Annotated in this window: 23 protein-coding genes and 1 pseudogene; 11 read left to right on the top strand and 13 right to left on the bottom strand. The window is 62.1% G+C overall.

Going from position 1 to position 24,487, the window contains the following annotated elements; genetic code table 11:
• Positions 1 to 264: 264 nt before the first annotated feature.
• Positions 265 to 585, bottom strand: coding sequence for an MFS transporter (locus R6254_RS21950; protein ID WP_412103124.1), 321 nt, complete (start codon positions 583 to 585; stop codon positions 265 to 267).
• A gap of 32 nt (positions 586 to 617) precedes the next feature.
• The gene (locus R6254_RS21945) at positions 618 to 1,052 is read right to left on the bottom strand and encodes an MFS transporter (RefSeq protein WP_412103123.1); all 435 of its coding nucleotides are present in this window, start codon (positions 1,050 to 1,052) and stop codon (positions 618 to 620) included.
• Positions 1,053 to 1,163: 111 nt separating this feature from the next.
• Between R6254_RS21945 and R6254_RS06915 the strand changes: the two genes are divergently transcribed.
• On the top strand, positions 1,164 to 2,012 hold the full coding sequence (locus R6254_RS06915) for a PA4780 family RIO1-like protein kinase (protein ID WP_318405482.1): 849 nt from the start codon (positions 1,164 to 1,166) through the stop codon (positions 2,010 to 2,012).
• A gap of 40 nt (positions 2,013 to 2,052) precedes the next feature.
• On the opposite strand, the gene R6254_RS06910 is transcribed toward R6254_RS06915, so the two are convergent.
• From R6254_RS06910 to R6254_RS06900, 3 genes are read right to left on the bottom strand one after another with little or no spacing between them, the layout of a single operon-like run.
• Positions 2,053 to 3,027 carry a tripartite tricarboxylate transporter substrate-binding protein gene (locus R6254_RS06910; protein WP_318405481.1) on the bottom strand — a complete coding sequence of 325 codons (975 nt, stop codon included), beginning with the start codon at positions 3,025 to 3,027 and terminating at the stop codon, positions 2,053 to 2,055.
• Between the two features lie 55 nt (positions 3,028 to 3,082).
• Positions 3,083 to 4,507, bottom strand: coding sequence for an amidase (locus tag R6254_RS06905; RefSeq protein ID WP_318405480.1), 1,425 nt, complete (start codon positions 4,505 to 4,507; stop codon positions 3,083 to 3,085).
• Positions 4,508 to 4,532: 25 nt separating this feature from the next.
• Positions 4,533 to 4,946: a RidA family protein gene (locus R6254_RS06900; RefSeq protein ID WP_318405478.1), complete on the bottom strand. Its 414-nt coding sequence runs from the start codon at positions 4,944 to 4,946 to the stop codon at positions 4,533 to 4,535.
• Between the two features lie 91 nt (positions 4,947 to 5,037).
• Between R6254_RS06900 and R6254_RS06895 the strand changes: the two genes are divergently transcribed.
• Positions 5,038 to 5,937 (top strand): LysR family transcriptional regulator, encoded by a 900-nt coding sequence (locus R6254_RS06895; RefSeq protein WP_318405477.1) that lies wholly within the window; start codon positions 5,038 to 5,040, stop codon positions 5,935 to 5,937.
• A 25-nt stretch (positions 5,938 to 5,962) separates the two neighbouring features.
• Here the strand turns inward: R6254_RS06895 and R6254_RS06890 are convergent, their stop codons facing one another.
• Positions 5,963 to 7,039 carry an alpha/beta fold hydrolase gene (locus tag R6254_RS06890; protein ID WP_318405476.1) on the bottom strand — a complete coding sequence of 359 codons (1,077 nt, stop codon included), beginning with the start codon at positions 7,037 to 7,039 and terminating at the stop codon, positions 5,963 to 5,965.
• 220 nt (positions 7,040 to 7,259) lie between these two features.
• Here R6254_RS06890 and R6254_RS06885 point away from each other — a divergent pair, with 220 nt between their 5' ends.
• Positions 7,260 to 7,988: a DnaJ domain-containing protein gene (locus tag R6254_RS06885; protein WP_318405475.1), complete on the top strand. Its 729-nt coding sequence runs from the start codon at positions 7,260 to 7,262 to the stop codon at positions 7,986 to 7,988.
• A 39-nt stretch (positions 7,989 to 8,027) separates the two neighbouring features.
• Here the strand turns inward: R6254_RS06885 and R6254_RS06880 are convergent, their stop codons facing one another.
• Positions 8,028 to 8,930, bottom strand: coding sequence for a DMT family transporter (locus tag R6254_RS06880; protein ID WP_318405474.1), 903 nt, complete (start codon positions 8,928 to 8,930; stop codon positions 8,028 to 8,030).
• A gap of 157 nt (positions 8,931 to 9,087) precedes the next feature.
• On the opposite strand from R6254_RS06880, the gene R6254_RS06875 reads away from it, so the two are divergent.
• Together R6254_RS06875 and R6254_RS06870 are read left to right on the top strand one after the other, a co-directional pair.
• The gene (locus R6254_RS06875) at positions 9,088 to 10,083 is read left to right on the top strand and encodes a quinone oxidoreductase family protein (protein ID WP_318405472.1); all 996 of its coding nucleotides are present in this window, start codon (positions 9,088 to 9,090) and stop codon (positions 10,081 to 10,083) included.
• A gap of 16 nt (positions 10,084 to 10,099) precedes the next feature.
• Entirely contained in the window at positions 10,100 to 10,906 is an 807-nt protein-coding gene (locus R6254_RS06870; RefSeq protein ID WP_318405471.1) for an NUDIX domain-containing protein, read from the top strand.
• Positions 10,907 to 10,933: 27 nt separating this feature from the next.
• On the opposite strand, the gene R6254_RS06865 is transcribed toward R6254_RS06870, so the two are convergent.
• Positions 10,934 to 11,377 (bottom strand): ISAzo13-like element transposase-related protein, encoded by a 444-nt coding sequence (locus R6254_RS06865; protein ID WP_318406070.1) that lies wholly within the window; start codon positions 11,375 to 11,377, stop codon positions 10,934 to 10,936.
• 451 nt (positions 11,378 to 11,828) lie between these two features.
• On the opposite strand from R6254_RS06865, the gene R6254_RS06860 reads away from it, so the two are divergent.
• Together R6254_RS06860 and R6254_RS21940 are read left to right on the top strand one after the other, a co-directional pair.
• On the top strand, positions 11,829 to 12,638 hold the full coding sequence (locus R6254_RS06860; protein WP_318405470.1) for a THxN family PEP-CTERM protein: 810 nt from the start codon (positions 11,829 to 11,831) through the stop codon (positions 12,636 to 12,638).
• Positions 12,639 to 12,899: 261 nt separating this feature from the next.
• A pseudogene (locus R6254_RS21940) lies at positions 12,900 to 13,139 on the top strand (ISAzo13-like element transposase-related protein); the annotation flags it as partial.
• A 181-nt stretch (positions 13,140 to 13,320) separates the two neighbouring features.
• Here R6254_RS21940 and R6254_RS06855 read toward each other — a convergent pair.
• From R6254_RS06855 to R6254_RS06835, 5 genes are all read right to left on the bottom strand, one after another.
• Positions 13,321 to 14,556: a multidrug effflux MFS transporter gene (locus R6254_RS06855; protein WP_318405468.1), complete on the bottom strand. Its 1,236-nt coding sequence runs from the start codon at positions 14,554 to 14,556 to the stop codon at positions 13,321 to 13,323.
• Between the two features lie 18 nt (positions 14,557 to 14,574).
• A complete protein-coding gene (locus R6254_RS06850; RefSeq protein ID WP_318405466.1) occupies positions 14,575 to 16,239 on the bottom strand; it encodes a Na/Pi cotransporter family protein in 1,665 nt (554 codons plus the stop codon).
• Between the two features lie 109 nt (positions 16,240 to 16,348).
• On the bottom strand, positions 16,349 to 16,849 hold the full coding sequence (gene lspA, locus R6254_RS06845; protein ID WP_318405464.1) for a signal peptidase II: 501 nt from the start codon (positions 16,847 to 16,849) through the stop codon (positions 16,349 to 16,351).
• 83 nt (positions 16,850 to 16,932) lie between these two features.
• Positions 16,933 to 19,770, bottom strand: a complete 2,838-nt coding sequence (gene ileS, locus R6254_RS06840; RefSeq protein ID WP_318405462.1) for an isoleucine--tRNA ligase — start codon at positions 19,768 to 19,770, stop codon at positions 16,933 to 16,935.
• Between the two features lie 126 nt (positions 19,771 to 19,896).
• Complete coding sequence (locus R6254_RS06835; protein WP_318405461.1) at positions 19,897 to 20,892, bottom strand: bifunctional riboflavin kinase/FAD synthetase; 996 nt, start codon at positions 20,890 to 20,892, stop codon at positions 19,897 to 19,899.
• A gap of 160 nt (positions 20,893 to 21,052) precedes the next feature.
• Here R6254_RS06835 and R6254_RS06830 point away from each other — a divergent pair, with 160 nt between their 5' ends.
• The 4 genes from R6254_RS06830 to R6254_RS06815 all read left to right on the top strand — a co-directional run bounded on the left by R6254_RS06830 (position 21,053) and on the right by R6254_RS06815 (position 24,474).
• Positions 21,053 to 21,610, top strand: coding sequence for an HNH endonuclease (locus R6254_RS06830; protein ID WP_318406068.1), 558 nt, complete (start codon positions 21,053 to 21,055; stop codon positions 21,608 to 21,610).
• 73 nt (positions 21,611 to 21,683) lie between these two features.
• Entirely contained in the window at positions 21,684 to 22,625 is a 942-nt protein-coding gene (locus R6254_RS06825) for a bestrophin family protein (protein WP_318405460.1), read from the top strand.
• A gap of 240 nt (positions 22,626 to 22,865) precedes the next feature.
• Entirely contained in the window at positions 22,866 to 23,855 is a 990-nt protein-coding gene (locus R6254_RS06820) for a TRAP transporter substrate-binding protein (RefSeq protein ID WP_318405459.1), read from the top strand.
• Between the two features lie 103 nt (positions 23,856 to 23,958).
• Complete coding sequence (locus tag R6254_RS06815; RefSeq protein WP_318405458.1) at positions 23,959 to 24,474, top strand: TRAP transporter small permease; 516 nt, start codon at positions 23,959 to 23,961, stop codon at positions 24,472 to 24,474.
• Positions 24,475 to 24,487 lie beyond the last annotated feature (13 nt).

Here is a 24,487-nt window from a genome sequence, read left to right as displayed (position 1 = left end):
AAATGACCTATGGTTGCTTATCGGTTCGTGGGATGTAAATTTTTAGGGTTAACCCCTATCTTTCGGATGAGCGGTAGGTGTGCCGTATGTTGGGCTCTTGTGATCTTCCTGGGCCAGAGCTTGCTGGTGAGGGGGCTTGCCCTCCCGGTACAGCGCAGACGGCGGACAATTTGGGGAAACTTATGACGTGCCCGGGACGTGAGTGCAAGGGTGCTTCGCCTGTTCCGGCTGATGCGGGAAACTTGATACGGGGAAGCGCAGGGGTCAAGCAGGCAGGTGCCGGAGCACCCGGACCCCGGAGTTGAAAATCACCCAGGCCTGCACGACGAAGCCGGCAAAGGCCAGCACCAGGCAGGCTGGCTCGCCCCAGGTCGCGCCCACAAAACCGCCCAGCGCTGCGCCCATTGGCCTGGCCCCCGTATTGGCGGCCAAAAAAATCGCCGACACACGTCCCAGCATGGCACCTGGTGTGACGGTTTGCCGCAGTGTGGTGGACGTGATGGTCCAGATGATGGGGCCGGCACCGAAAAGAAAAAAAGCAGCACCCGCCAACACACCGGATGGAAGGGCAAGCGTTGCGGCCATGGCCATCGCGGCCAGCACCGAGACCGCTGGCCCTACCTGCATCGCCCGGCCAAAAGGCAGGCTTGCGACAACACGCGACGCCAGCAAGGCACCAGGGCCGGCGCCGCGACGCTGAAACCCACTGTGCCGACGGCGCCCATGAAGCCCAGTGCGGCCAGCCATTCGATCGAGAGCCGGTCGGAGACAACGGCGGCCAGCAGGCCGAGCAGGGCCAGTGTACGCAGCGCCTCGGCCCACACCATCAGGCGCCGCCGCGATGTGCGGTTGGCCAACAGCCCCAGCGGAATCGACAACAGCAGGAAGGGCAGGGTCTGGGCGGTGGCCAGCAGCCCGATCTCGCCAGGCCCTGCACCCAACAACAGCACGGCGACGATGGGCACGGCCGCCAGGCTCAGCTGTTCAGCCGATTGCGCCGCGAGGTTGGCCCAGGTAAGCGCCGTCAGGGAACGGGGAAACGTCGACGTCATGCGGGTTGTGAGATATGGAAATCACCATCATGGACCCGGTCGCGAGGTGACACTGGCCGTTTGCGGACCCATGAACGCGGAGCTGGCGATGCCACAGCGCACAATGGACCCATGAAAGCACCCCCCAGACTACAAGCCCTGATCGAAGAAGGCCTGATCGACACCGTGGTTCGCCAACTGATGAGCGGCAAAGAGGCCATGGTTTACGTCGTGCGTTGCGGCGACGACACCCGATGCGCCAAGATCTACAAGGAAGCCACGCAACGCAGCTTCCGCCAGGCGGTGGACTACACCGAAAACCGCAAGGTCAAAAACACGCGCCAGGCGCGCGCCATGGCCAAGGGCACGAAGTTCGGCCGGCAGGCACAGGAAGCGGCCTGGCAAAGCGCCGAGGTGGATGCCTTGTATCGCTTGGCCGCCGCCGGCGTGCGGGTGCCAACGCCACATAACTTCCATGAAGGTGTGTTGCTGATGGAGTTGGTGACCGATGAACAGGGCGATGCCGCCCCGCGGCTTAACGATGTGATGCTGACGCGCGAAGAAGCGCTGGGCCATCACGCCACGCTGTTGATGCAGGTGGTGCGTATGTTGTGTGCCGGTGTGGTGCACGGGGATTTGTCGGAATTCAACATCCTGCTGGCGGCCGACGGGCCGGTGATCATTGATCTGCCCCAGGCGGTGGATGCGGCCGGCAACAACCACGCCAGCCGCATGTTGCTGCGTGATGTCGACAACCTGCGCAACTTCTTCGGCGGCTTTGCACCCGAGTTGTTGGCCACCCATTACGGCCTGGAGATCTGGGACCTGTACCAGCGCGGCGAGTTGCACACTGGGAGCGTACTCACTGGCCACTTTGAACGCAAGACCGCGGCAGTCGACATGCACAGCGTGATGCGCGAGATTGACGATGCGCGCGCCGAGGAGTCGGCGCGGCGGGTACGCATGCAAGCCGTGGGCTGAGGTAAGGCGCCGGGCTTGCCGGTTCCTCACCGACTGAGCTTTATTCCGCGGAGAAGCCCGAGGCTTTGACCACCGGACCCCACATTGCGATGTCGTCGACGATGCGTTTTTCAAGCGCGTCACCCGGGCCAAAGTCGGGCTCGGTGCCCATCTTCTGCAGGGCTTCGCGCACGTCCTTGAAACCAATCGCCTTGGCGGTGGCGGCCTGCAACTGTTGCACCGTGGCCGCAGAAGTCGAGGCGGGCACAAACAGGCCGGTCCATTCGAGTTGGTCGAATTGCGGGAAGCCCAATTCCTTGAAGGTCGGCACGTTGGGCAACTGGTCGGCGCGGCGGGTACCGTTGACGGCCAGGATTTTCACGCGTGTACCGTGGTACTGCACCATGTCGGCAATCGGCAACACGCCAGCGGCCAGTTGTCCACCCACCAAGTCTTGTGTCACCGGGGCCGAGCCGCGGTAGGGCACGGACAAGAGCGGGGTCTTGGACACAACGCCCAACTGGTAACCAATAAACTGCGGCAGGCTGCCGGGTGCGGGCACGCCGTAGCTGGCGTGTTTCGGGTCCTTGCGGGCCAGCTCCAGCCACTGCGCCACGCTGTTGGCCGGCGAGTTGAAAGGCACGGCGATGGATTCGTAAAAACTGGCAATACGCGCGACGGCCTTGAAGTCACGCGTCGCCTGGTAACGCACGGTCTTGGTGGTGAGCGGTGCCATGACCATCATGTGGGTGGTGCCCAGCAACACCGTCAGGCCATCGCCGGGCAGGCCACGCACGTAGTCGGCGGCAATCTGGCCGCCGGCGCCGGCGCGGTTGTCCACCACCACCGGCACGCCCAGCTCGTCCTTGAGTTTTTCGGCCAGGATACGCGCCAGCACATCGGCCGAGCCGCCGGCCGGAAAACCCACCACCAGCTTGACCGCGCCGCGGTCTTTGGGGACCTGGGCTTGCGCCAGGCCGGCAAGGGCGAGCGCCATGGGGAGCAGGGCGAGGGACAGGAAGCGGCGGTGGTGCATGACGAACCTTTGAATAAAAATGAAGAGAACGTGAAAGGAAAAAGAGGCAAGCGGTTTACATCGCTGCCGTGCGCTGGAACCACGGCGTCGCTTGTTCGAGCTGGGCGGCCAGTTGCAGCAGCCGCGCATCCTCGCCAAAGCGGCCGACCAGTTGCACGCCGACCGGCAGGCCGGTAGCACTCCAGTGCAAGGGCAAACTCATGGCCGGTTGGCCCGTGGCATTAAAAGCACCCGTGAAGGGACAGAACGCGGCCATGGCCTCCTGGAACTGGGCCATGCTCAGCGTTTGCATCGACAACAAGCCCAGGGCCACCGGCGGTTTGGCCAGCGTCGGTGTGATGAAAATGTCGGCGCTTTCGAAGAAGTGGCCGATACGCCTGACCTCGCGGTTGATCACGGCAAAACGCGAGGCGTAGTGCATGCCGGTGACCTGGCGGCCCAGGGCGATCGCGGCATGGACCACGGCGTCCATCTCGTCGGGCCGGGCGCTGCGTCCCAACTGGGTCTCGCGGGCGGCCACATGTGCGGCCAGGCCGGTGAGCAGCAAAGTGCCACAGGCGGCGCCCAATGCCGCGCCATCGAACTCGGGTTGACGCTCCTCGACCTCGTGCCCCAGGTCTTGCAGCAGACGCACGGTGTTTTCCACGGCGGCGCGGCATTCGGCATCCACCGCCCGTCCGTCGAAAGTTGTGGTGGTGAAGGCGATACGTAGCCGTCCCGGCGGGCGGGTGATGGCCTGCAGGTAAGACTCGGCCGGTTTGGCGGTGAAGTAGGGCGCACCGATGTCGGGGCCGGCCGTGACGTCCAGGATGGCCGCGCAATCGCGCACCGACCGTGTCACCGCGTGTTCGTGGCTCAGCCCGTGCGAGGCCTCGCCCCGGTGCGGTCCGGTCGGGATCAGGCCGCGTGTGGGTTTCAGGCCGACCAGGCCGTTGCAGGCGGCCGGGATGCGGATGGAGCCGCCGCTGTCGGTGGCATGGCTGGCCGGCAACATGCCGCTGGCCACGGCCGCCCCGGCGCCACCGCTGGAGCCGCCGGCGGTGTGGGCCAGGTTCCAGGGGTTGCGCGTGGGCAGGCCCCGCGACGGTTCTATCGAGGCATTCATGCCGAACTCGGACGATGCGGTGCGGCCCAGGATGACAAAGCCGGCACGCCGCAGGTGCGTCACGGTTTCGCTGTCGAAGTTGTGCACATCACCCGCGAACAAGCGGCTGCCATGGCTGAGCGGCATGCCCGCCACCGGCGCGTGCAAGTCCTTGATGAAGTAGGGCACGCCAGCAAAAGGCGCTTGTGTATCGCTGCTGGCCTCGTCCGCCGCGGCTTCGTGCAGATAGGTCACGGCGTTGACCTGCGGGTTCACGGCGGCGACACGGTCCAGCGTGGCCTCCAGCACCTCGCGGCGCGAGAGCTTGCCGCGCCGCACGGCCTCGGCCAGGCCCATGGCGTCGAAGGCGCGGTAATCGTCAAAAGTAATCGACATGATGATTTTGTGTGTGAAGAGTTTTTCAGCGCCTGACGCTGGCGATGACCTCGATCTCCAGCTGCCCGCCCATGGCCAGTCCGCTGGCGCCGAAGGCGCTGCGTGCCGGGTAGGGCGCGCTGAAGAAACGTTTGTAAATGTCGTTGAATGCCGGCCAGTCGTTCATGTCGGCCAGCATCACCGTGCATTTGACGATGTGGTCCAAGGAATACCCGTGGGCTTCCAGTGTGGACCGGATGTTTTCCAGGGTCTGCTGTGCTTCGGCCTGCAGGCCGCCCGGCGCCAGGGTCAAGGTGCCGGGCAGGGTGCCCATTTGCCCCGACAGGTAAAGCGTGTCGCCCATGCGCACGATCTCGGAGAAGGGCAGGCCAAGCTGGTCAAAGGCTGGCGAATTCAGGCGTTCGACGTGGGGTGTGGCGGGTGATTCAGGGGTGGTCATGTGGCAAATAAATAAAGGCTGCTTGCCAATGTAGTCAGCCGGCAGCATTCGCACAAATACAATTTTGAGTGCGAAGTCATATAATTTTTGTATGTATCTGGACGGACGCCGACTGCACTACTTCCTCACCGTGGCCGACCTGGGCAGCCTGGGCCGCGCGGCCGAGGTCCTGCACATTGCGCAACCGGCCTTGTCGCGGCAGATCCGCCTGCTCGAAGAAGATGTGGGGGTGCCGCTGATGGCGCGTAATACACGTGGCATGACACTCACGGCGGCCGGGCGTGCGTATTACCCCAGTGCCCGTCGGCTGCTGGACGAAGCCAGTGCCGCTTCGGTGCGGGCGCAACTGGCGGCGCGCGGCGACGTGGGCCACCTGAGCCTGGGGTTTTCCGAAATTTACGCCTGGCACCCCGACGTCTTGCGTGCCTTGCAGACCTACCGCCATGCCAGCCCGCGTGTGACCTTCATGATCGAGGCGATGTTGTCCGGCGCCGTCACCGAACGGGTGCTCGATGGCCACCTGGACCTGGGGCTGGCCTACACCGGGCTGCTGGACGCGGACAGTCCCTTGCAGAGTGTGCCGTGGCTGGCGGACGATTATTTGCTGGCGGTCCACGAAACCTCCCACCTGGTGAAACACCCGCCGCGGCGGCTGGCCGAGCTGAATGGCGAGGACTTTATTTTGTTCCGGCGCGATCAGTCGCCACGCCTGCACGACGTGATGATCCATCACTTCCATCAGCAAGGCTTTTCGCCGCGTATCGTGCAGGAAGGCACCACACATTACACGGTTCTGGGCATGGTGGCAGCGGGGCTGGGTTGCAGCGTGATGCCGGCCAGCGCCCGGCAACGTTTGCCACCCGGCGTGCGGCTGCTGCGTGTGCCCGACCTCAACGTGCGTATGCCCATAGACCTGGTCTGGCGGCGCGACAACCACACCCCGGTGATCCAGCGTTTTGCCGACCTGTTGTGCGGAGCCGCGTTGCGTTGAGGCAGATTACTCAGCCTCAAGCCTGTTATTGCTTGCCGGCGCGGGGTGTGTTCTGCAGCAACTCGACCAGTGGCTGCTTCCAGAATTTGGCTTGCCCGGTCGTGCCGTGGCCGGCCGTTTGTTCGCTGGCAGGAATCAGGACGTAGCGGCCGTTTTTCACGCGTTTGATTTCGCGGTCCATGATGCCGGTTTCGGGCGGGTTACGCTCGTCATCGGCGGCATTCACGGCCAGCAGGGCGGCCTGGATGCGTTCCAGGCCCGCCGATGCGTTGTAGTCGCGCGAGGAATCCCACTGGAACAGGACGTCATTGGCATCGCCGGGAAACGGCGCTTTCAGGCGCTGGTCGAGCAACTGGTCGGCCTTCTCGCGGGTGGGCGCCGCCTTGTGGAAGGCCAGGTTTCCGCCACTGGTTCCCACCCCAAAAAAGACCGAGGCGAACTGCGCGCTGCGCGGCTGCTGGGTGTAGTTGCCCTGGCTCCACGCGGGGTCGTTGCGGATGGAGTCGGTGATCAGGCGGCGCATCATCCAGTTGCGGCTGGACATCTCGGTCGGTTGCGACGCCATGGGCACCAGCGCATCCATGAAGTCCGGGTACTTCGCACCCCAGATCCAGGTCTGCATGCCGCCCATGGAGTTACCGATGATCACGCGCAGGTGTTTGACGCCCAGGTGCTCTTTCACCAGCCGGTACTGGGCATCCACCATGTCGTCGTAGTTGTACTTTGGAAAGGCGGCACGCAGGCCATCCGAAGGTTTGGTCGATTTCCCCGCGCCAATCGCGTCGGGCAGGATGATGTAGTAACGGCTGGCGTCCAGCGGCTGCCTGGCCCCGAACAACTCGCCGGCAAAGGCCGGTGTCAGCATGCTGGCACCGGAGCCGGCGGTGCCATGCAGGATCAGCACCGGCTCTCCCGCCGGTGCGCCCACGGTGGTGTAGTTCAGGCGCAGTTCGGGCAGCACCTCGCCGGTATGAAAGCGAAAATTCTTCACGATCCAGCTGCCTTGCTGGGGCGCCGGGTAGTCGGCGGCGAAGGCCGCAAGCGTGAAGCAGGACAGGCCCACCCAACAGGCGGCGCGGGCTAGTGTCTTCAGAAAATTCATGGTTTGTCTCCGTAGTTGTCCGGGCAATCTACCTGATTGCGCGCCTGGGTGCAGAACACCTGCTGAAACTGCTCGGCGTTTGGTCGGGGCGCGGAAGGGTTATGGCCTTCCGCGCGTCATTGGCGCGTTAATAGGGCGCGTTTGTGCTGCGGTAACATCTGCTTGCAAAGCCCGGGACAGGGGTGCGGGCATCGTCAAAAAAATAATGGAGGAAGCTTGCGTGAAGTCAGCATATTCAATTTTGGGGATTCCCGGCAATGCCAGCGCGGCCGACATTGATCAGGCTTTCCAGAAGGCGAGCGCTCACTACTCGCATGCCAAACTGGCCGATGACCCCGAGGCCGTGGCGCGCCTGATCGACATCCGGCACGCCTACAAGCTTTTATCCAGTCCCGAGATGCGCGCGGCGCATGACCGCAAGTTGAGTGCCGCGCTGAGTCAACCGGCCGCCAGCCGCCCACGTGTGGTCCTGGCGGCGGAAGCCTCGCCCTGGTACACCAAGCCCTTGATCGTGATGGCGCTGCTGGTGGTGGCGATGTTTGCCATCGGGGGTTCCATGAGTTATTCGCGTGATCAGACACGCAAGGCCTTGGCCGTTCAGGAACTGGCCCAAAAGAAACTCGAGGCCGAAGCCGCTGCGTTGGCCGACGCACAACAGGCAAAAATCGATGCAGAGCGCATGCGTGCCCAGGCCAAAGCGGAGAACCAGGATCGGCAATTCAGGGCGGAAAGCAGCATGATCGCCAGACAGGCCGCCAACGCCGACATGCAGCAGCAAGCCATGGCGAGCCGGCAAGTCGAATCGGATCGGCGTGAGAAACAACGCCGCGAGTCCGAGCTGAGAAATGAAGAGCGGCAGCGGGTATACGAGGCCCAAAGAAAACTGGCCACCGACCAGCAGCGTATCCGCGAGCTGTGTTATCAGCAGTACCGCCAGGCCAACTGCTAAAGCCTTGATAGGCGGGGCTTTGTGAGCCCCGCCACTTCTTTACTTCCGCGACGACACCACAATCCCGCCGACGATCAGCGCAAAGGCGATGCCGTGGTAAATCTGCGGCGGCTCGCCCAGGAAAGCCGCGGACATCAGGGCCGCAAACAGCGGCGTGAGGTTGGAGAAAAAACCGGCGATGGCGGGGCCGACGCGTTGCACCCCTATGCCCCAGCAGCGGTAGGCCAGGATGGCCGGACCGATGGCGACAAACAGCAGGGCCGTGACCAGCGGCCAGCCCCAACTGATGTGCACATCATTCCCCAGTGCCCATTCGCCGGCCGAGAACAGGCCGGACCAGCCCAGCCCAAAGACCATTTGCGCCATCAGGAACGCTGCCCAGTCCTGGCGTATGGCCGCCGGCTCTTTCGGCTGCGACAACAGCCAGCTGTAAAAGGCCCAGGACAAGGTGGCCAGCAACACATAAATATCACCGGGCACCAGCCGGACCTGGGCCAGCAGCGCCCACTGGCCGCGCGACATCACCAGCAAGACACCGGCGATGGACAGCAGCGCACCGGCTATTTGCCGGCGCGAGACGCGTTGGCCGAAACACAGCCAGCCGACCAGCAGCATCCAGATCGGCACGCTGGACGCGACCAGGGTGACGTTGAGCGGGGTCGAGGTTTGGAGCGCCAGGTATTGCAGGGCGTTGTAACAACCGACGCCGAGCAGGCCCAGCAGGGCAAAGCGTTTCCAGTGTGTCCACAGGCCGCTGTCGCGTTTCAGCACCCAGCCGGCCAGCGGCAGCAGAAACACAAAAGCCAAGGCCCAGCGCAGAAAGTTCAGGGTGATGGGCGGCACCAGTTCGTTGACCAGCCGCCCGACCACCGCATTGCCGGCCCAGAGCAGCGGCGGCAGTGTCAGCAGCAGGGCGGTGCGAAACGTCAGGCCAGAATTCATGTGGCGACTGTAACCAATGGCCCTGTCGGGCTGTTAAAAAGAAGCGGATCAACCGGCGCATCCGGCGGGGCAGCACACCGGTGCCAGCAGGTCCTGCTGTTTCGTGGCAGGATGCAGGCCGCATCCCTCGTTCAATCACCTTTCAAGGAAACCCGTCATGGCCCTGATCACCTCCCAAGCCGTCCGTATCGACCAGCACGGCGGCATCGACGAGCTCAAGTTGGTGACAGTGAATGTGGGCGATCCCGGGCCCGGCGAAATCCGCATTCGCCACAAGGCGGTGGGCCTGAACTTCATCGACGTCTACCAGCGCAACGGTGTCTACAAGCTGCCCATGCCCTTGCAACTGGGCATGGAAGCGGCCGGCGTGGTCGAGGCCGTGGGTGAAGGGGTGACCCACCTGAAAGCCGGTGACCGTGCCGCTTACGCCAGCCAGCCGCCGGGCAGTTACTGCGAGGTGCGTGTGATGCCTGCCAAATGTGTCTGCAAGCTGCCCGATGACATTTCTTTCGAGACCGGCGCCGCCATGATGCTCAAGGGCCTGACCGTGCAGTACCTGCTGCGCCGCACCCAGCCGCAAGGCGGTTTGCAGGCCGGTGACTTTGTGTTGTTCCACGCCGCCGCCGGCGGTGTGGGCTTGATCGCCTGCCAGTGGGCCAAGGCCATGGGCTTGCAGCTGATAGGCACGGCCGGCTCGGACGAAAAATGCGAACTGGCCAAGGCGCATGGCGCGGCTTTCGCCATCAACTACGCGAAGGAAGACTTTGTCGCCCGCGTCAAGGACATCACCGGCGGTAAAGGCGTGAAGGTGGTCTACGACTCGGTGGGCAAGGACACCTTCCTCAAGTCGCTGGACTGCCTGCGCCCCTTCGGCCTGCTGGCCAACTTCGGCAACGCCTCGGGCAAGGTCGAGCCGCTGGACATCGGCTTGTTGGCCGCCAAGGGTTCGCTCTATGTGTCGCGCCCCACCTTGTTCACCCACATCGCCAGCCGCGAAACCACGCAGGCCATGGCCGACGATTTGTTTGCCATGGTCAGCAGCGGCCAGGTCAAGATCCGCATCGACCAGCGTTTTCCGCTGGCCCAGGTGCAAGAGGCCCACCGCTCGCTGGAAGCGCGCCAGACCACCGGCTGCACCATCCTGACCCTGTAAACGGGGATGAGCGGTGATGGACGATGTTGATCCGCACTGGCTGGCGGCTTTGCGTGCCAGCGCCAGCCAGGCGCCGCAGCGGCGGCGTTTGCCGCTGCTGGCGGGGGATGCCGTCATTGGCTCGGTGGAACCTGATTTCTTAAGCCAAATCGTGCTTCTGCCCTTGTCCGACGGGCGTAAGCAGCTATCAAAAGTGGAGCGACCGGAAGGCGCCGTCTGGCAACTGCAGGGCGAGGTCACGGCCAGCCTGCAGGCGCTGGCAGAGGCCTTGCGCGAAGCCGGCCTGGCCCATGCCTGGCGTGACGAACAACTGGCGGTGATGGATGCGCAAGGCCATCGTGTCGGCAGTGTGGAGCGCGCCGTGGTGCGGGTGCTGGGCATCGCCACCCAGGCGGTGCACCTGGTCGCTCAAGCGGAAGACGGTCGCTTCTGGGTGCAGCAGCGCGCCTGGAGCAAGGCCAACGACCCCGGCCTCTGGGACACCTTGATGGGCGGCATGGTCAGCGGCGCCGACACCCTGGCCAGCGCGCTGGAACGCGAGACCTGGGAAGAAGCCGGCCTGCAACTGGGGGACTTGAAAAATCTCAGGCACGGCGGCCAGCTCGATGTTTGTTGCCCCTGCACCGACGGCCACGGGGCGGGTTATGTCATCGAACATATAGCCTGGTACCGCTGCACCATGCCGGACCGGCTGATGCCGCAAAACCAGGACGGCGAAGTCGAACGTTTTGTGCTGATGGACAGACAGGAACTGCTGCAAAAAATGCAGGGCCACGCATTCACCCGCGAAGCGGCACTGATTCAGACGGCCTTCTTGGCTTAGGCTTTGGCAAGCAATAACTTCCCCGAATCAGCGGTCTAGTGGTGTGGCGCGGTAGCTCCATTGCGGCAGGTGTTCGTCGAAGGTGATGCGCATGGTTGCGAGGAAGTCTGCGGCGCACTTTTTGCCTGCTGCGTAAACCCCATCCAAGACAGCCACAGACACCTTTGATCCGGTGCTGGTTTTCGTCTTCGCCATGAATTTTTTGGCGATGTCGAAGGTATGGAAGACACCCCCTTGGCAGGCCCGCGTCACAGGGGCAAACAAGCGATGTTCGATCGGGTTGTGTTTTGAGTCGTACGGCGGGTAGTGCGCTACGCGGATTTCAAGCCCCAGCCGCGCTGGGCCAGTTGCTGCAGCGCTTCCTTGAACACATGCCGATTGGAGGCGTGAGCCTACTCCATCGCATAGCAGCAAGACACGACGGGCGTCGGGGTATTGACGCCTGCCATGTTGCGTCCACCAGTGCGCGATGGCGTCGCAGCGCTGGTGTCCACGCTGGTGTGGAGGTGCATATATCCCTCATCCCTCCTTGCGTGCCACGTCATACAGACCGTGTATCCGCTGACCATGTGATGCGCTTGCCCTGCTTCATCGCGCCAGAGCGACAGCAAACCGAATGCGCCCGACAAGTGTGATGTGCAGGAGGCCGCACCCTTGGCAAGCATGACATTTTCAAGGAGTCAGGGATCGAAAAGAACGGACATAAGACTCTCCGCAGCTGAACCTGAAAGAAAGCCTTGCGCTGTCGGATTTCCTGACAGTCAAGATCTCAAGTAAGTGAGGTGGACATGAAAGATCATTGATTTATATAGAGTTTCTCAACTCTTAGAAAGATGGTACGGCTTATGCTTTTGATCTGGCGGAGGGCTTGGCGGGCAAGAAACCTCCAAGTTGAACCGAACAATTTAAATGGAGATTCATCATGAAAATACACTCCGCACTCAAGGTCCTGGCTCCGCTGGTGATCGGCTTAGCCGGTTTCACGGCCGCGCAAGCGGGACCTCTGGTTACCGACTGGAACTACTCTTTGTCAGGTGTATGGAATTCATTCGCGCCAGCTGGGGTGTCGAACCCCAATTCCAAGACCTTGATTTGGGGTACATCAACCGGCTCAGGGCAATCTTCACTGGTGATTACCGACCCTGCTGCTGGAGCTATCCAGACGCAAATCACCGGGACCTCGCCAGTTCCTGGAACCACCGCTGCCGGCGTGACCTTGACCCACAACAACAACCCCATTACAGGAACCACCCTCACCAACGCAGAACTTCGGGTAACCTTGAACCTATCCGCAGCCTTACCCGCCAATACTCCTGGCATTCCGGGCGCGTTGACACCCCTCAACTACGACATTCTGTTCTCGGAAACGCCGAATTCCACGCCCTGCGCTGTCGTGACCAGCCCCACGCCCTGCAATGACATCTTTGTACAGCAAACAGGTTTCCTGAACCAAATCCTTAACTTTGACGGCAACACTTATTTCCTCAACATCTTTCCGACCTCGGGTGGTTTGTTGGGAACCTTGCCGAATGCTGCTTGCGCGGCAGCAGGTGCAGCTAACGGTTGCTTTGGCTTCACCACGGTGGAAAATCAATCAAATACCCTGGCATTCGGCTTCACGATTTCTACCCAGCGTTTGACGCAACAAATCCCTGAGCCAAGCATCCTCGCGCTACTCGGTATCGCCTTGGCGGCAGGCTGGTTTGCCAGCCGTCGGCGCAAACTGCATTAGTCCCAAGCACTATTGCTGACTGGCCGGTAAGGCGGCCCAGTTGCAACGTAGCCCTGATAAGCCGGAACATGCATAGCGCATCTTCCGGCTTTGTTACGCATGGCGTTCAACCCCTGACCCAGCAGTTAGGATTTGTCAAAAAACAACGTCCCGGAACGCGAATTTTTTGAGCGACGTGGAATGAGCGAAAGCGTTGAAAAAAGCGCGGGTTGGCAGAGTGACGGGTTATACAAAAGACATTGAGCTGAAGATGCAGCGGGCGACCCGATGCGCGAAGGCGTCTCGTGGACCCACTTATCCAGGCGTGAGATCAGCGGGCGATTGGCTGAGATGGGCACACCGGCGAGTCGGCACGTGGTGCGCAAATTGCTCAAGAAGAACCATGTGGGCCAGCGCAAAGTCTGCAAGAAAAAGTCCATGGGCGCGCACCCTGATCGCAAGGTGCAGTTTGAAAACATTGCCGGCCTCGCAGGAACTACCGCGACCCCCTTTAGATCGTAAACAGGCTCTTAGAGCCCTACCGCTCCATGGCGCCGTTCGTCCTGAGCTGGTTTCTCATGCCGGACGCGAGGCGCCTGCCCTGGACCTGGTCCGGGGGCATCCCTGTCGCCTTGAAGCCAGCGCCAGCCATGTGGCCTGGATGGCGGGTCAAGCCCGCAATGACAAGTCTGGAATCCCTGTATTACTCGTGTGCGGCCACCGTCTGGCCAATTTCCGGCCAGTGGTGGTGCAGATAGAGCCAGGCGATCAGACCGATACACAACATCAGCAGCGACACCGCTGCCAGCGCGATCGTCGAGTGCATGATCAGCGGCGCGATCACACCGGCAACGATGCCGTTGGCGGTGGAGCCGATAAAGGCCTGCAGCGACGAGGCCATGCCGCGCCGCTCCGGGTACAGGTCCAGCACCAGCAGGGTCACGACCGGCACCATCAGGGCCCAGCCAAAGGCAAACACCGCAATCGGAAACAGCGCCCAGGACACATGCGCCGTGAAGAAGATGTTGGCCACCAGGTTGATCACCGCGACCACCAGCATGATCACAAAGCCGTGGCGGATCTGCCGCTTGGGCGCGACCTTGCCGGCCATGCGGCCGCTGACCCAGGCGCCGCCCATGATGCCGATGATGGTCAGGATAAAAAACCAGAAAAACCCGGTGGGCGCCAGGCCCAGGTGTGAGCCCAAAAACTCGGGTGCCGCCAGCACGTATAAAAACATGCCGTTGAAAGGCACACCGCTGGCCAGCGCCAGCAGCAAAAAGCGCGCACTGGAGCCTAACTGCCAGTAGCCGCGCATCAGGTGTTTCACATTGAAGGGCTGGCGCTGCGTGACATGCAGGGTCTCGGGCAGCAGCTTGAAGTTGGCGACCCACAAGAAGACACCGACGCCGGTGAGAAACCAGAAAATCGCGTGCCAGTTCAGGTGTACAAACAGCCAGCCGCCGATGATGGGCGCAATCGCCGGGGCCACGCCGAAATAAATCGTCACCTGGCTCATCACCTTTTGCGCCTGGGCCGGTGGAAACATGTCGCGTATCACCGCGCGTGAAACCACAATGCCGGCGCCTGTGGACAGGCCTTGCAGCGCTCTGAAAAACACCAGCTGGCTAATACTTTGCGACAGGGCGCAGCCGGCCGAGGCGAGGGTGAACATCGCAATGCCCCACAAGACCACCGGGCGGCGGCCAAAGCTGTCGGCCAGCGCGCCATGAAACAGGTTCATGAAGGCAAAACCAAACAGATAGGCCGACAGCGTTTGCTGCATCTCGACCGGTGTGGCGCCCAGCGAACGCGCAATGCCGGAAAACGCCGGGATGTAGGTGTCGATGGAAAACGGCCCCAACATGCCCAGCAGCGCCAGCAACACGGCCAGCGCCCAGCGCGGTGCGCGCCAGAGTTGATCGGCGTTCGGGTTCATGCGGCCACGCGACGCGGGTCAGCGCGGCAGTTCATCAAGCAGCACGCTTTGGCGCAGGCGGTTGGGTGCCAGGGCACCGGCAGACTCAAGGATGGGATAAGCGATGGAGCAGATGTGCGAGTTGATACGTTTCAGGTCGCTGATCAGGTCGATGTGCAGCGAGCTGGTCTCCATGCTTTGCATGGTCCGGTCGGACAGGCGGCCCAGGTGGGTCGTGGCATAAGCCCGTTCCAGGTCGCGAAAACGGGCTTTTTCTTCCAGCAATTTTTGCGCGTCGCGCACGCTGCCGTTGAGAAACACACTCATGCTCAGGCGCAGGTTGTCGATCAGCCGGGCGTGCAACTCGCAAATCTCGGCCATGCCAGCTTCGGAAAAACTGCGGCCGGGCTTGATTTTTTTGTCTTCGATATCGATCAACACCCTCTCGATGATGTCACCCACCTGCTCCATGTTGATGGTGAAACTGATGATGTCGGTCCAGCGCCGGCTTTCTTCCTCGGCCAGTTCGTCGCGCGAAATTTTGGTCAGATAATATTTGATGGCCGAATACAGTGCATCCACCGTGTCGTCCATCTTGCGTAATTCCTGCGCCATCTGCAGGTCGTTTTTCTTGATGACTTCCAGCATGCCCAGCAACATGCTTTCCACCACGTCGGCCTGGTGCAAGGCTTCGCGTGCCGCGTTGGAAATCGCCAGTGAGGGGGTTGACAGGGCCGAGGGGTCCAGGTGGTTGGGGCGTTCACTGACGCCGGGTTTGTCGTTTTTGGGCAGCAACTTTTGTGTCCAGCGCGCAACCGGGTTGGTCAGGCCGATGAAGGCGATACCCACCACCACGTTGAAGCTCAGGTGAAACAGCACAACCGCGCTGGCCCGGTTGCCGAGGAACGGCAGGACATGGCTGATCCACAAGCCCACAAAAGGAGCGGCAACCAGCACACCCAGGATCTTGAAGACCAGCGTGCCGGCAGGCACTTGCCGGGCTTCAATCGACGATTTGGCCGTGGTGATCACCGCCAGCAAGCCGCTGCCCAGGTTGGCGCCCAGCACCAGGCCCAGCGCCACCTCCAGCGACACGCCACCGGAGGCTGCCAGGGTGGCAATCAGCAGGACCACCGCCAGGCTGGAATAAGAAATGACGGCGAGCACCATGCCCAGCGTGATTTCCAGCAGCAGGTCGCTGCCAACCGAATTGAGCAAGGCCTTGACCGCCGGCGACTGGGTCAGGACTTCCGTGGAGTCCGTGACCAGGCGCAAGGCCAGCAACATCAGCCCGAGGCCAATCAGGATGCGGCCTATCCGGCCTATGGTCGAGGCCTGGCGCGGGATAAACAAGACCACACCGACAAAAATCAGCAGCGGCGAGAGCCAGGACAAATCAAAAGAAAACACCACCGCGATCAAGGCCGTGCCGATGTCGGCGCCGCGCATCACGGCCAAGGCTGCGGGCAGGCTGATCAGGCCCTGACCGACAAACGAGGAGGTAATGAGGGCGGTGGCGGTGCTGGACTGCACCAGCGCCGTAACACCTATGCCCGACAACGCGGCCGTGAAGCGGTTGCCGACACTGCGCGCCAGGATCTGGCGCAGATTCGCACCGAACACCCGCAGGATGCCGGTACGTACAAGATGGGTGCCCCACACAAGCAGCGCAATGGCTGCCAATAGATTCAACAAATGCTTCATAACTTCAGGGACGACTATACGCCAGCGCGTCGTCGCTGAAGGCGCTGTCCGCGAGGCAACGGGCCGGGTTTTCCCCTGCGTTGCGCGGCTTCAAGGTGGCGCAGGCCGATTACCTGGCTTTTCGCACGCGCAGCAACTCATCCAGGATCAGGCAGACCGCGCCTATGCTGATGGCGCTGTCGGCGATGTTGAAGGCCGGGAAGTGCCAGTTGCCGTAGTGGAAATCCAGAAAATCCACCACGTAACCGTGCAACATGCGGTCGATCACGTTACCAACGGCACCGCCCAGAATACAGGCCAGCGCGAAGGAGAAGAGCTTTTGCCCGGCGTGCGACTTGAGCATCCAGACGATGAACAGCGCCGCCGCCAGCCCGATGGCCGTGAAAAACCAGCGCTGCCAGCCCGAGGCCGAGGCCAGGAAGGAAAAAGCAGCACCGCTGTTGTGGACCCGCACCACGTTGAAAAAACTCGTCACGTAGGTGGCGTCCCCCAGGCGGTAATAACCCAGGATCAGCACCTTGGTGAACTGGTCGGCAATCAGCAGGATCAGCGCCAGGGCCAGCCAGGGCAACATCGTGCCCGATGTTTTGATGAAGGTGGTACGGGCCATATCAGTGCCCGCCCGGCCGCCCGAAGGGCAATGAGCGCCCCTTGAGGGGGCAACGAACGAAGTGAGTGTGGGGGCTGGTCATGTTATGCGAACTTCCTGTCTTCACCCGCTCCAAACAAATTGCTGGTGCAGCGGCCGCAGATCGCCGGGTGGGCTGGGTCGCGGCCCACGTCGCTGCGGTAGTGCCAGCAACGTTCGCATTTGGTGTCGGAACTGGCTTGCGTGCTGATGGATTGTGCGTCGCCAGCTATTAATTCGATAGCGGATGTGATGAGGACAAACTTCAGATCATCACCCAGGCTGGCCAGCAAGGCATGGTCGTCGGCCGTGACTTCCAGGGCCACATTCGCCTGCAGGGACGAGCCGACCTTGCCTTCGGTACGCAAGGCTTCGATGTCCTTGTTGACGGCATCACGCAGTTCGCGGATGCGCGACCACTTGGCCAGCAAGACCTCGTCTTGCGCTGGCTGTGTCACATAGGTTTCCATGAAGATGGATTCCGAACGGCCGGCCAGCTTCCAGGCCTCTTCCGCGGTGAAGCTCAGGAAAGGCGCCATCCAGCGCAACATCGCCTGGGTGATCTGGTGCAGCGCGGTCTGCGCACTGCGCCTGGCCAGCGACTTGGGCGCGCTGGTGTACAGCCTGTCTTTCAGGATGTCGAGGTAGAAGGAGCCCAGGTCTTCGCTGCAATAGATTTGCAGCTTGGAGACCACCGGGTGGAACTCATAGACCTCGTAATGCGCCAGGATGTCGGCCTGCAACTGGGCCGCACGGCTCAGCGCATAACGGTCGATTTCCAGCATCTGGGCCAGCGGCACGGCGTCCGTCGCCGGGTCGAAGTCGCTGATGTTGGCCAGCAAAAACTTCAAGGTGTTGCGCACGCGGCGGTAGGTGTCCACCACACGCGCCAGGATTTTGTCGTCACCGGCGATGTCGCCCGAGTAGTCGCTGGCCGCCACCCACAGGCGGATGATTTCGGCACCCAGTTTTTCGCTGGTTTTTTGCGGGTCCACGCCGTTGCCTTGCGACTTGCTCATCTTGCGGCCCTGGCTGTCCACGGTGAAGCCGTGGGTCAGCAGGCCTTTGTAAGGCGCGTGGTCGTACATGGCGCAGGCCGTGAGCAGCGAGCTGTGGAACCAGCCGCGGTGCTGGTCGTGGCCTTCGAGGTAGAGGTCGGCCGGCCAGGTGGATTGCGCCGCATGGCTTTTTTGCAGCACGGTGTAATGCGTGGTGCCGGAGTCGAACCAGACGTCGAGGATGTCGTTGCTCTTGGTGTAGAACTCCGCATCCGCACCGATCAGCGACTCGGCCGTTGCCTTGCTCCAGGCTTCGATGCCGCCCTGGGCGACCATGTCGGCCGCCGTGTCCATCAATTCCATGGTGCGTGGGTGCAACTCCCCCGTGGCCGTGTGGATGAAGAAGGGCAGGGGCACGCCCCAGTTGCGCTGGCGCGAGATACACCAGTCGGGCCGGCCGGCGATCATGTCGCGCAGGCGGGTTTTGCCGTTTTCGGGGTAGAAATTGGTTTCGTCGATGGCGTTCAGTGCCAGCTGGCGCAGGGTTTGAGGCGCCTTGTCTTTGGTGAACACGCCTTCGCCTTCGTCCATGCGGATGAACCACTGGGCCGCCGCACGGTAGATCACCGGCGTCTTGTGGCGCCAGCAATGCGGGTAGCTGTGGCTGATGGTTTCGGTGGCCAGCAGGCGGCCGGCATCGCGCAATGCATCGACGATCACCGGCGCGGCCTTCCAGATGAACTGGCCGCCGAACAGGGGCAACTCGTCCACGTACACCCCATTGGCCTGCACCGGGTTCAGGATGTCGTCGTGGTGGAAACCGTTGGCCACACAGGAGTTGAAGTCATCCACACCGTAGGCGGGGGAGGAGTGCACGATGCCGGTACCGTCATCGGCCGTGGCGTAGTCGGCCAGCAGCACGGGGGACAGGCGCCGGTAGCTGTAGGTGCCGGTGCCCGGGTCGGCCACATCATGGAACGGATGTTTGAAGTTCAGCCCGGCGAGTTTTTCGCCGAGGGTGGTGGCCAGCACCGTGCCTTCGAGCTGGTAACGCGCCAGCGCCTTCTCGACCAGGGCTGAGGCCAGCACCAGCAGGCCGCGGGGTGTATCGACCAGCGCGTATTCCAGCGTGGGGTTCAGGTTCAGCGCCTGGTTGGCGGGGATGGTCCAGGCGGTGGTGGTCCAGATGACGATGGAGGCGGGTTTGTCCAGCGCCGGCAGGCCAAAGGCCGCCGCCAGTTGAGCCGGCTCGGCGGCTTCAAAAGCCACATCTATGGTCTGCGACTTCTTGTCGGCGTATTCGATCTCGAACTCGGCCAGCGAGCTGCGGCAGTCGAAACACCAGTACACAGGCTTGAGGCCGCGGTAGACAAAACCGCGCTCCATGATGCGTTTGAGCGCACGGATTTCATCGGCCTCGTTGCCGGGGTTCATGGTCAGGTAGGGGTTGTCCCATTCACCAAGCACGCCCAGGCGTTTGAAGTCCTGCTTCTGCAGCGCGATTTGTTCGGTCGCGTAGGCGCGGCTTTTGGCCTGCACCTCGTCACGGCTGAGCTTGCGGCCATGGGTCTTTTCGATCTGGTTCTCGATAGGCAGGCCGTGGCAGTCCCAGCCCGGCACGTAGATGGCGTCCAGGCCCTTGAGCTGGCGCGCCTTGACGATCATGTCTTTCAGGATCTTGTTGACCGCGTGGCCCATGTGGATCTGGCCATTGGCATAAGGCGGGCCGTCGTGCAGCACAAACTTGGGCGCGCCGGCGCGCACGTCGCGCAGCTTTTTGTAAATGCCTTTTTCGTCCCACTCCTTGACCCAGCCCGGCTCGCGTTTGGGCAGGTCGCCACGCATGGGGAAGGGGGTGTCGGGCAGGTTGAGGGTGCTGCGGTAATCGGTTTTGTTCTCGGACATGGCGTTCATTCGGGTTGCGAAGGGCTGGAACCAGGTTCAGCCCCAAGGAATTTGCTGGAAGTTCGACAAGGGGGCCGCAGGCCCTGGCGGCAAGAAAGAAGGGCGGCGGCAGGCAAACGAGATCGTCTAAATTCGATCGCGTGTGGTCTGGCGGCTGGTTTCCGTGTGCATGGAGGCAAAAAACGCCCGCGCGTCGTCGCAGTCCCTGGCGATGCCGGTCTGGAGAGCATCCAGGCCGTCGTAGGTCAGTTCGTCGTGCAGTTTGTGTAGCAGTTCCACACGGATGATTTTACCGTATGCCTCTTCCAGGCCCAGGCTGGCGGGCCACGCCAGGCAATAGGTCTCCAGCAGCACCCGGCCGGCGTTGATATCGCGGGCGTCCAGCGAGGGTCGCACCCCCAGGTTGGCCACGCCGGGCAGGGGATGGTCGGTCAGGCCATGGACATGCACCGCAAAAATGCCGGCGGCGGCTGATTTCCAGTGCGAAAACCGCAGGTTCAGCGTGCGAAAACCCAGCTCCCGGCCCAGCTTGCGGCCATGCACCACATGGCCGGAGATGCTGTAAGGCCGGCCCAGCAGGCGCGCGGCGTCGTCCATGCGGCCCTGTGCCAGCGCCTCGCGCACGGCCGAGCTGGAGACCCGCTGGCCATGCACCTCATAGCTGTTCATGCGGGCCACGTCAAAACCCTGCTGGTCGCCGGCGGCGTCCAGCATGGCGTAGTCGCCGGCGCGTTTGGCGCCAAAGCGGAAATCGTCGCCGACCAGCACGTAGCTGGCGTGCAGCCCGTCGACCAGCACGTCGCTGATAAAAGCCTGCGGTGTTTGGGCTGCCAGCTTGGCGTTGAAGGGCAACACGATGGTCTGGTCCACGCCGCAGCGCGCCAGTTCTGTGAGTTTGTCGCGCAAGGTCGAGATACGCGCGGGCGCCGTGGCCGGCGAAAAATACTCGCGCGGATGCGGCTCGAAAGTCATCACACACGCCGGCAGGCCGCGGTGTTGCGCTTCGTTTTTGAGCAGGGCCAGCATTGCCTGGTGGCCGCGATGCACGCCGTCGAAATTGCCTATGGTCAGCGCGCATTGCGAGGCGAGCGCCGGGTGTTGATAGCCGCGGAAAACTTTCATCTTGCAGATTATCGTTTTAATAGCGCCTTGGGTCGGCGGGACGGGCTTGTACGCGCCAAAAGAGGCCCTGGCCATGGCTTTGTCATGAATTCACGGTATATTGAGGCGTCAGACAGTTTGAGTTCGGTTTCCATGCGTTTTTACAATGATGGAGGTTCGTTTGAAGGTCTTGAAACTCTCAGCCCAGGGCTTGCCGCAATCGTGGATCAGCCTTGAACAAGCCGTGTTGCACTATGCCTCGGATGAAGTGCGCTGGGAGATGGGTGCGCAGGTCGCCACGTTTCACGGCGGCCACAATGCCGTCACCGGCAACCAGTCCATCATCCACGTCAACAGCATCATCGGCACCAAGGGCGTGCCCAACATCAACCCTTTCAACCTCAAGCCGGGGCTGACCAACAGCAAGCTGTTTGCGCGTGATCGCAATGTCTGCGCGTATTGCGGCGATCATTTCCACGAAGAAGACCTGACGCGCGAACACATCATTCCATTTGCACAAAACGGCATCGACATCTGGATGAATGTGGTGACGGCCTGCCGCGCCTGCAACCACCGCAAAAGCAGCCGCACGCCCGAACAGGCCCACATGCCGCTGCTGTACACGCCTTATGTGCCCAGCTTGTGGGAAGACTTCATCCTGCGCAACCGCCGCATCCTGGCGGACCAGATGGAATTTTTGATGGCCCATGTGCCCAAGACCTCGCGCTTGCTGATCTGACGTGTGAGGCGGCTTCCCGCCGTGAATGGCGGGATCATGGTTAAATAAGGGTTTACCCTTGGTTTGATTGCTCATGATTGTCAGAGATCGCCCCTCCGGCCTCAGGCTCTTTTTTGTGGTGCGCGGCTCCATCCTGCCGCGTATACGCACCACCTTGCTGGTCAACACCCTGAGTGCCATCCTGGTGACCTTGGCCCACGGCAATCTGTTCAGCCTCAAGATCACGCTGACGACCATTCCTTTCACCCTGATCGGCCTGCCGCTGGCGATTTTTCTGGGCTTTCGCAACACCGCCGCTTATGACCGCTACTGGGAGGGGCGCAAGCTCTGGGGCGAACTGGTGCACCGCTGCCAGTCCCTGTCGCGGCAGTGCCAGAGTTTTATCCAGCCGTCCGAGGCCTCGGGCCAGGCGCCCGCCGCCGAAGCGGCGCGCCAGCGTTTGGTCTACCGAGCGATTGCCTATGTCCACGCCTTGCGTCTGCAATTACGCGACCAGCCCGAGAGCGGCGAGTTGCAGCGCTGGTTGCCTGCGGCCGAATGGCCGCGTGTCCAGGCGTCTGCCAACAAGCCGGCCGCCATCATGCTGGCCATGGGTCAAGAGCTGGGCGCCTGCCAGCGCCAGGGCTGGCTGGACGCCTGCCTCGCGGCCAGCCTGGACGCGACCTTGTCGGCCATGACGGCGGCGGCCGCTTCCTGCGAGCGCATCAAGAACACACCGGTGCCGTTTTCTTACACCTTGCTGCTGCACCGCACGGCCTACCTGTATTGTTTTCTGCTGCCTTTTGGCCTGGTGGACATGATTGGCTTCATGACACCTGTTGTGGTGGCGCTGGTGGCTTACACCTTCTTCGGGCTGGACGCCCTGGGTGATGAGATCGAAGAACCGTTTGGACTGGAGCCCAATGACTTGCCGCTGGACACCTTGTGTCAGGCGATTGAAGTCAGCCTGCGCGAATCACTGGGTGAGGTGTTGCCACCCGCCAAACCGGCACCCGTGGACTACCGCCTGAGCTGAGCTGATGGGGCGGCCCATGGCGTTTCATGGGCAAAGTTTTTGCGTTATCTTTTGCTCTGTTTTTGATAGCTTCTAGCGCTTGTGGATAAAGGGCTAGAGGCCTATTTCATTAAAAATTTAATGGGGGAGCTTCAATCCCGAGGGTGAGGCCTGCCCGTCTGCGCGTGCAGGGCCGATGGAGCGCATACCTACAATGGCGGGTTTTTGTGCGCGTATTCCATTAACTACAAGGATGATTCCATGACTTCCATTCGTCGCTCCTTTTTGGCGACCTGCGCGATTGCTGCGCTGACTGTTTCAACGGGTGCCGCCTTCGCGCAGCAAGCCAAAGATGTGAAGATGGGTTATGCCCTGGCCGTGAACTCCCACTACGGTGCGGCGGCCCAGGCCTGGTCCGACTCGGTGGAAAAAAGCACCAACGGTGCGTTCAAGTTCAAACAGTTTCCGTCCAGCGCGCTGGGTGGCGAGCGCGAATTGATCGAAGGCCTGCAACTGGGCACGGTCGAGGCCGTCATCGTGTCGACGGGCGCCCTGAGCAACTTCGTGCCCGACGTGGGTGTGGTGGACATTCCTTTCCTGTTTCGCGATACGGCCCATGCCCGTGCGGTGCTGGACGGCAAGTTCGGCCAGGACCTGCTGACCAAATTCCGCGCACGTGGCCTGATTGCCCTGTCCTGGGGTGAGCAGGGTTTCCGTCACCTCACCAACGGCAAACACGCGGTGAGCAAGCCTGAAGACATGAAAGGCCTGAAAATTCGCGTGACCGAAAACCCGGTGCACATCACCGCCTTCCGCACGCTGGGCGCCTCGCCCACACCCATGTCCTGGCCTGAAGTGATTGGCGCCTTGCAGCAGGGCACCATCGACGGCCAGGAAAATCCGGTTTCCGTCGTGGTCTCGGCCAAGCTCTGGCAAGTGCAAAAACACATGTCGCTGACCGCCCACGTGTACGCGCCCATGGCGCTGATCGTGGCACCGGCTTTCTGGAACGGTCTGAACGACGCGCAGAAAGCCGCGTTCACCCAGGGTGCCCAGGCGGGTGCGCTGGCTTCACGCAAGTTCGTGGATGAGGTCGAGAAAAAAGGCGTGGAAGAGATCAAGTCGCATGGCGTCCAAGTGGTGAGCAATGTCGACAAGGCTGCCTTCAAAGCCGCGATGGCCCCGGCCTACAAGCAGTACGCCAGCAAGTTTGGCCAGAAGACACTGGACGAGATCAGCAACTTCAAATAATCCGGGCGCCACGCGTCTGGAGATCACAAGGCCCGGTACACCCGGGCCTTGGTTTGCAACCTTCTTCTCTTGAGGATGGCGTCACCCGGCGCCTGACCGATCTATGTTAAATCGCATTGAGCGCACGCTGGTGGCTTGCAACCGCTGGGTCTTGATCCTGTTGTTGCTGGCCATGGCCTGCATCGTCTTTGCCAACGTGGTGTTGCGTTACACCACGGGCGACTCCCTGGTCTGGGCCGAAGAGGTGGCTCGCCATCTGATGATCTGGGGCACCTTTTTGGGCGCCGGCCTGGTCTTGCGTTTTGGCGGCCATGTGGCCATCGACAACCTGCACACCGCGGTTGGCACACGCTGGGCGCGGGTGTTCCGCGCCGTGGTGGTGGTGGGCATAGGCGTGTTTTCGCTGGTGATGACGTATTTCTCCATCCTCTACGTCTGGGCCACACGGTTTCAGACCACGGCGGCGACGGACATCGCGATCTCCTGGATTTATTCGGCCATGCCGGCGGGATTTTTGCTGCTCTTCATCCACCTGCTGTTCATCGTGCGCAGCTACGTCTCGGAGGGCCGCTTCGCCGAGTCCGCCGAAATGGACGCCGATGCCGCCGCTTCGCTCTGACACCCCCACGGCA

The organism is Polaromonas potterensis, from assembly GCF_033446725.1.
In the GTDB taxonomy this organism is placed as follows: Bacteria; Pseudomonadota; Gammaproteobacteria; order Burkholderiales; family Burkholderiaceae_C; genus Polaromonas.
This window is presented reverse-complemented; position numbering and strand designations above follow the sequence as displayed.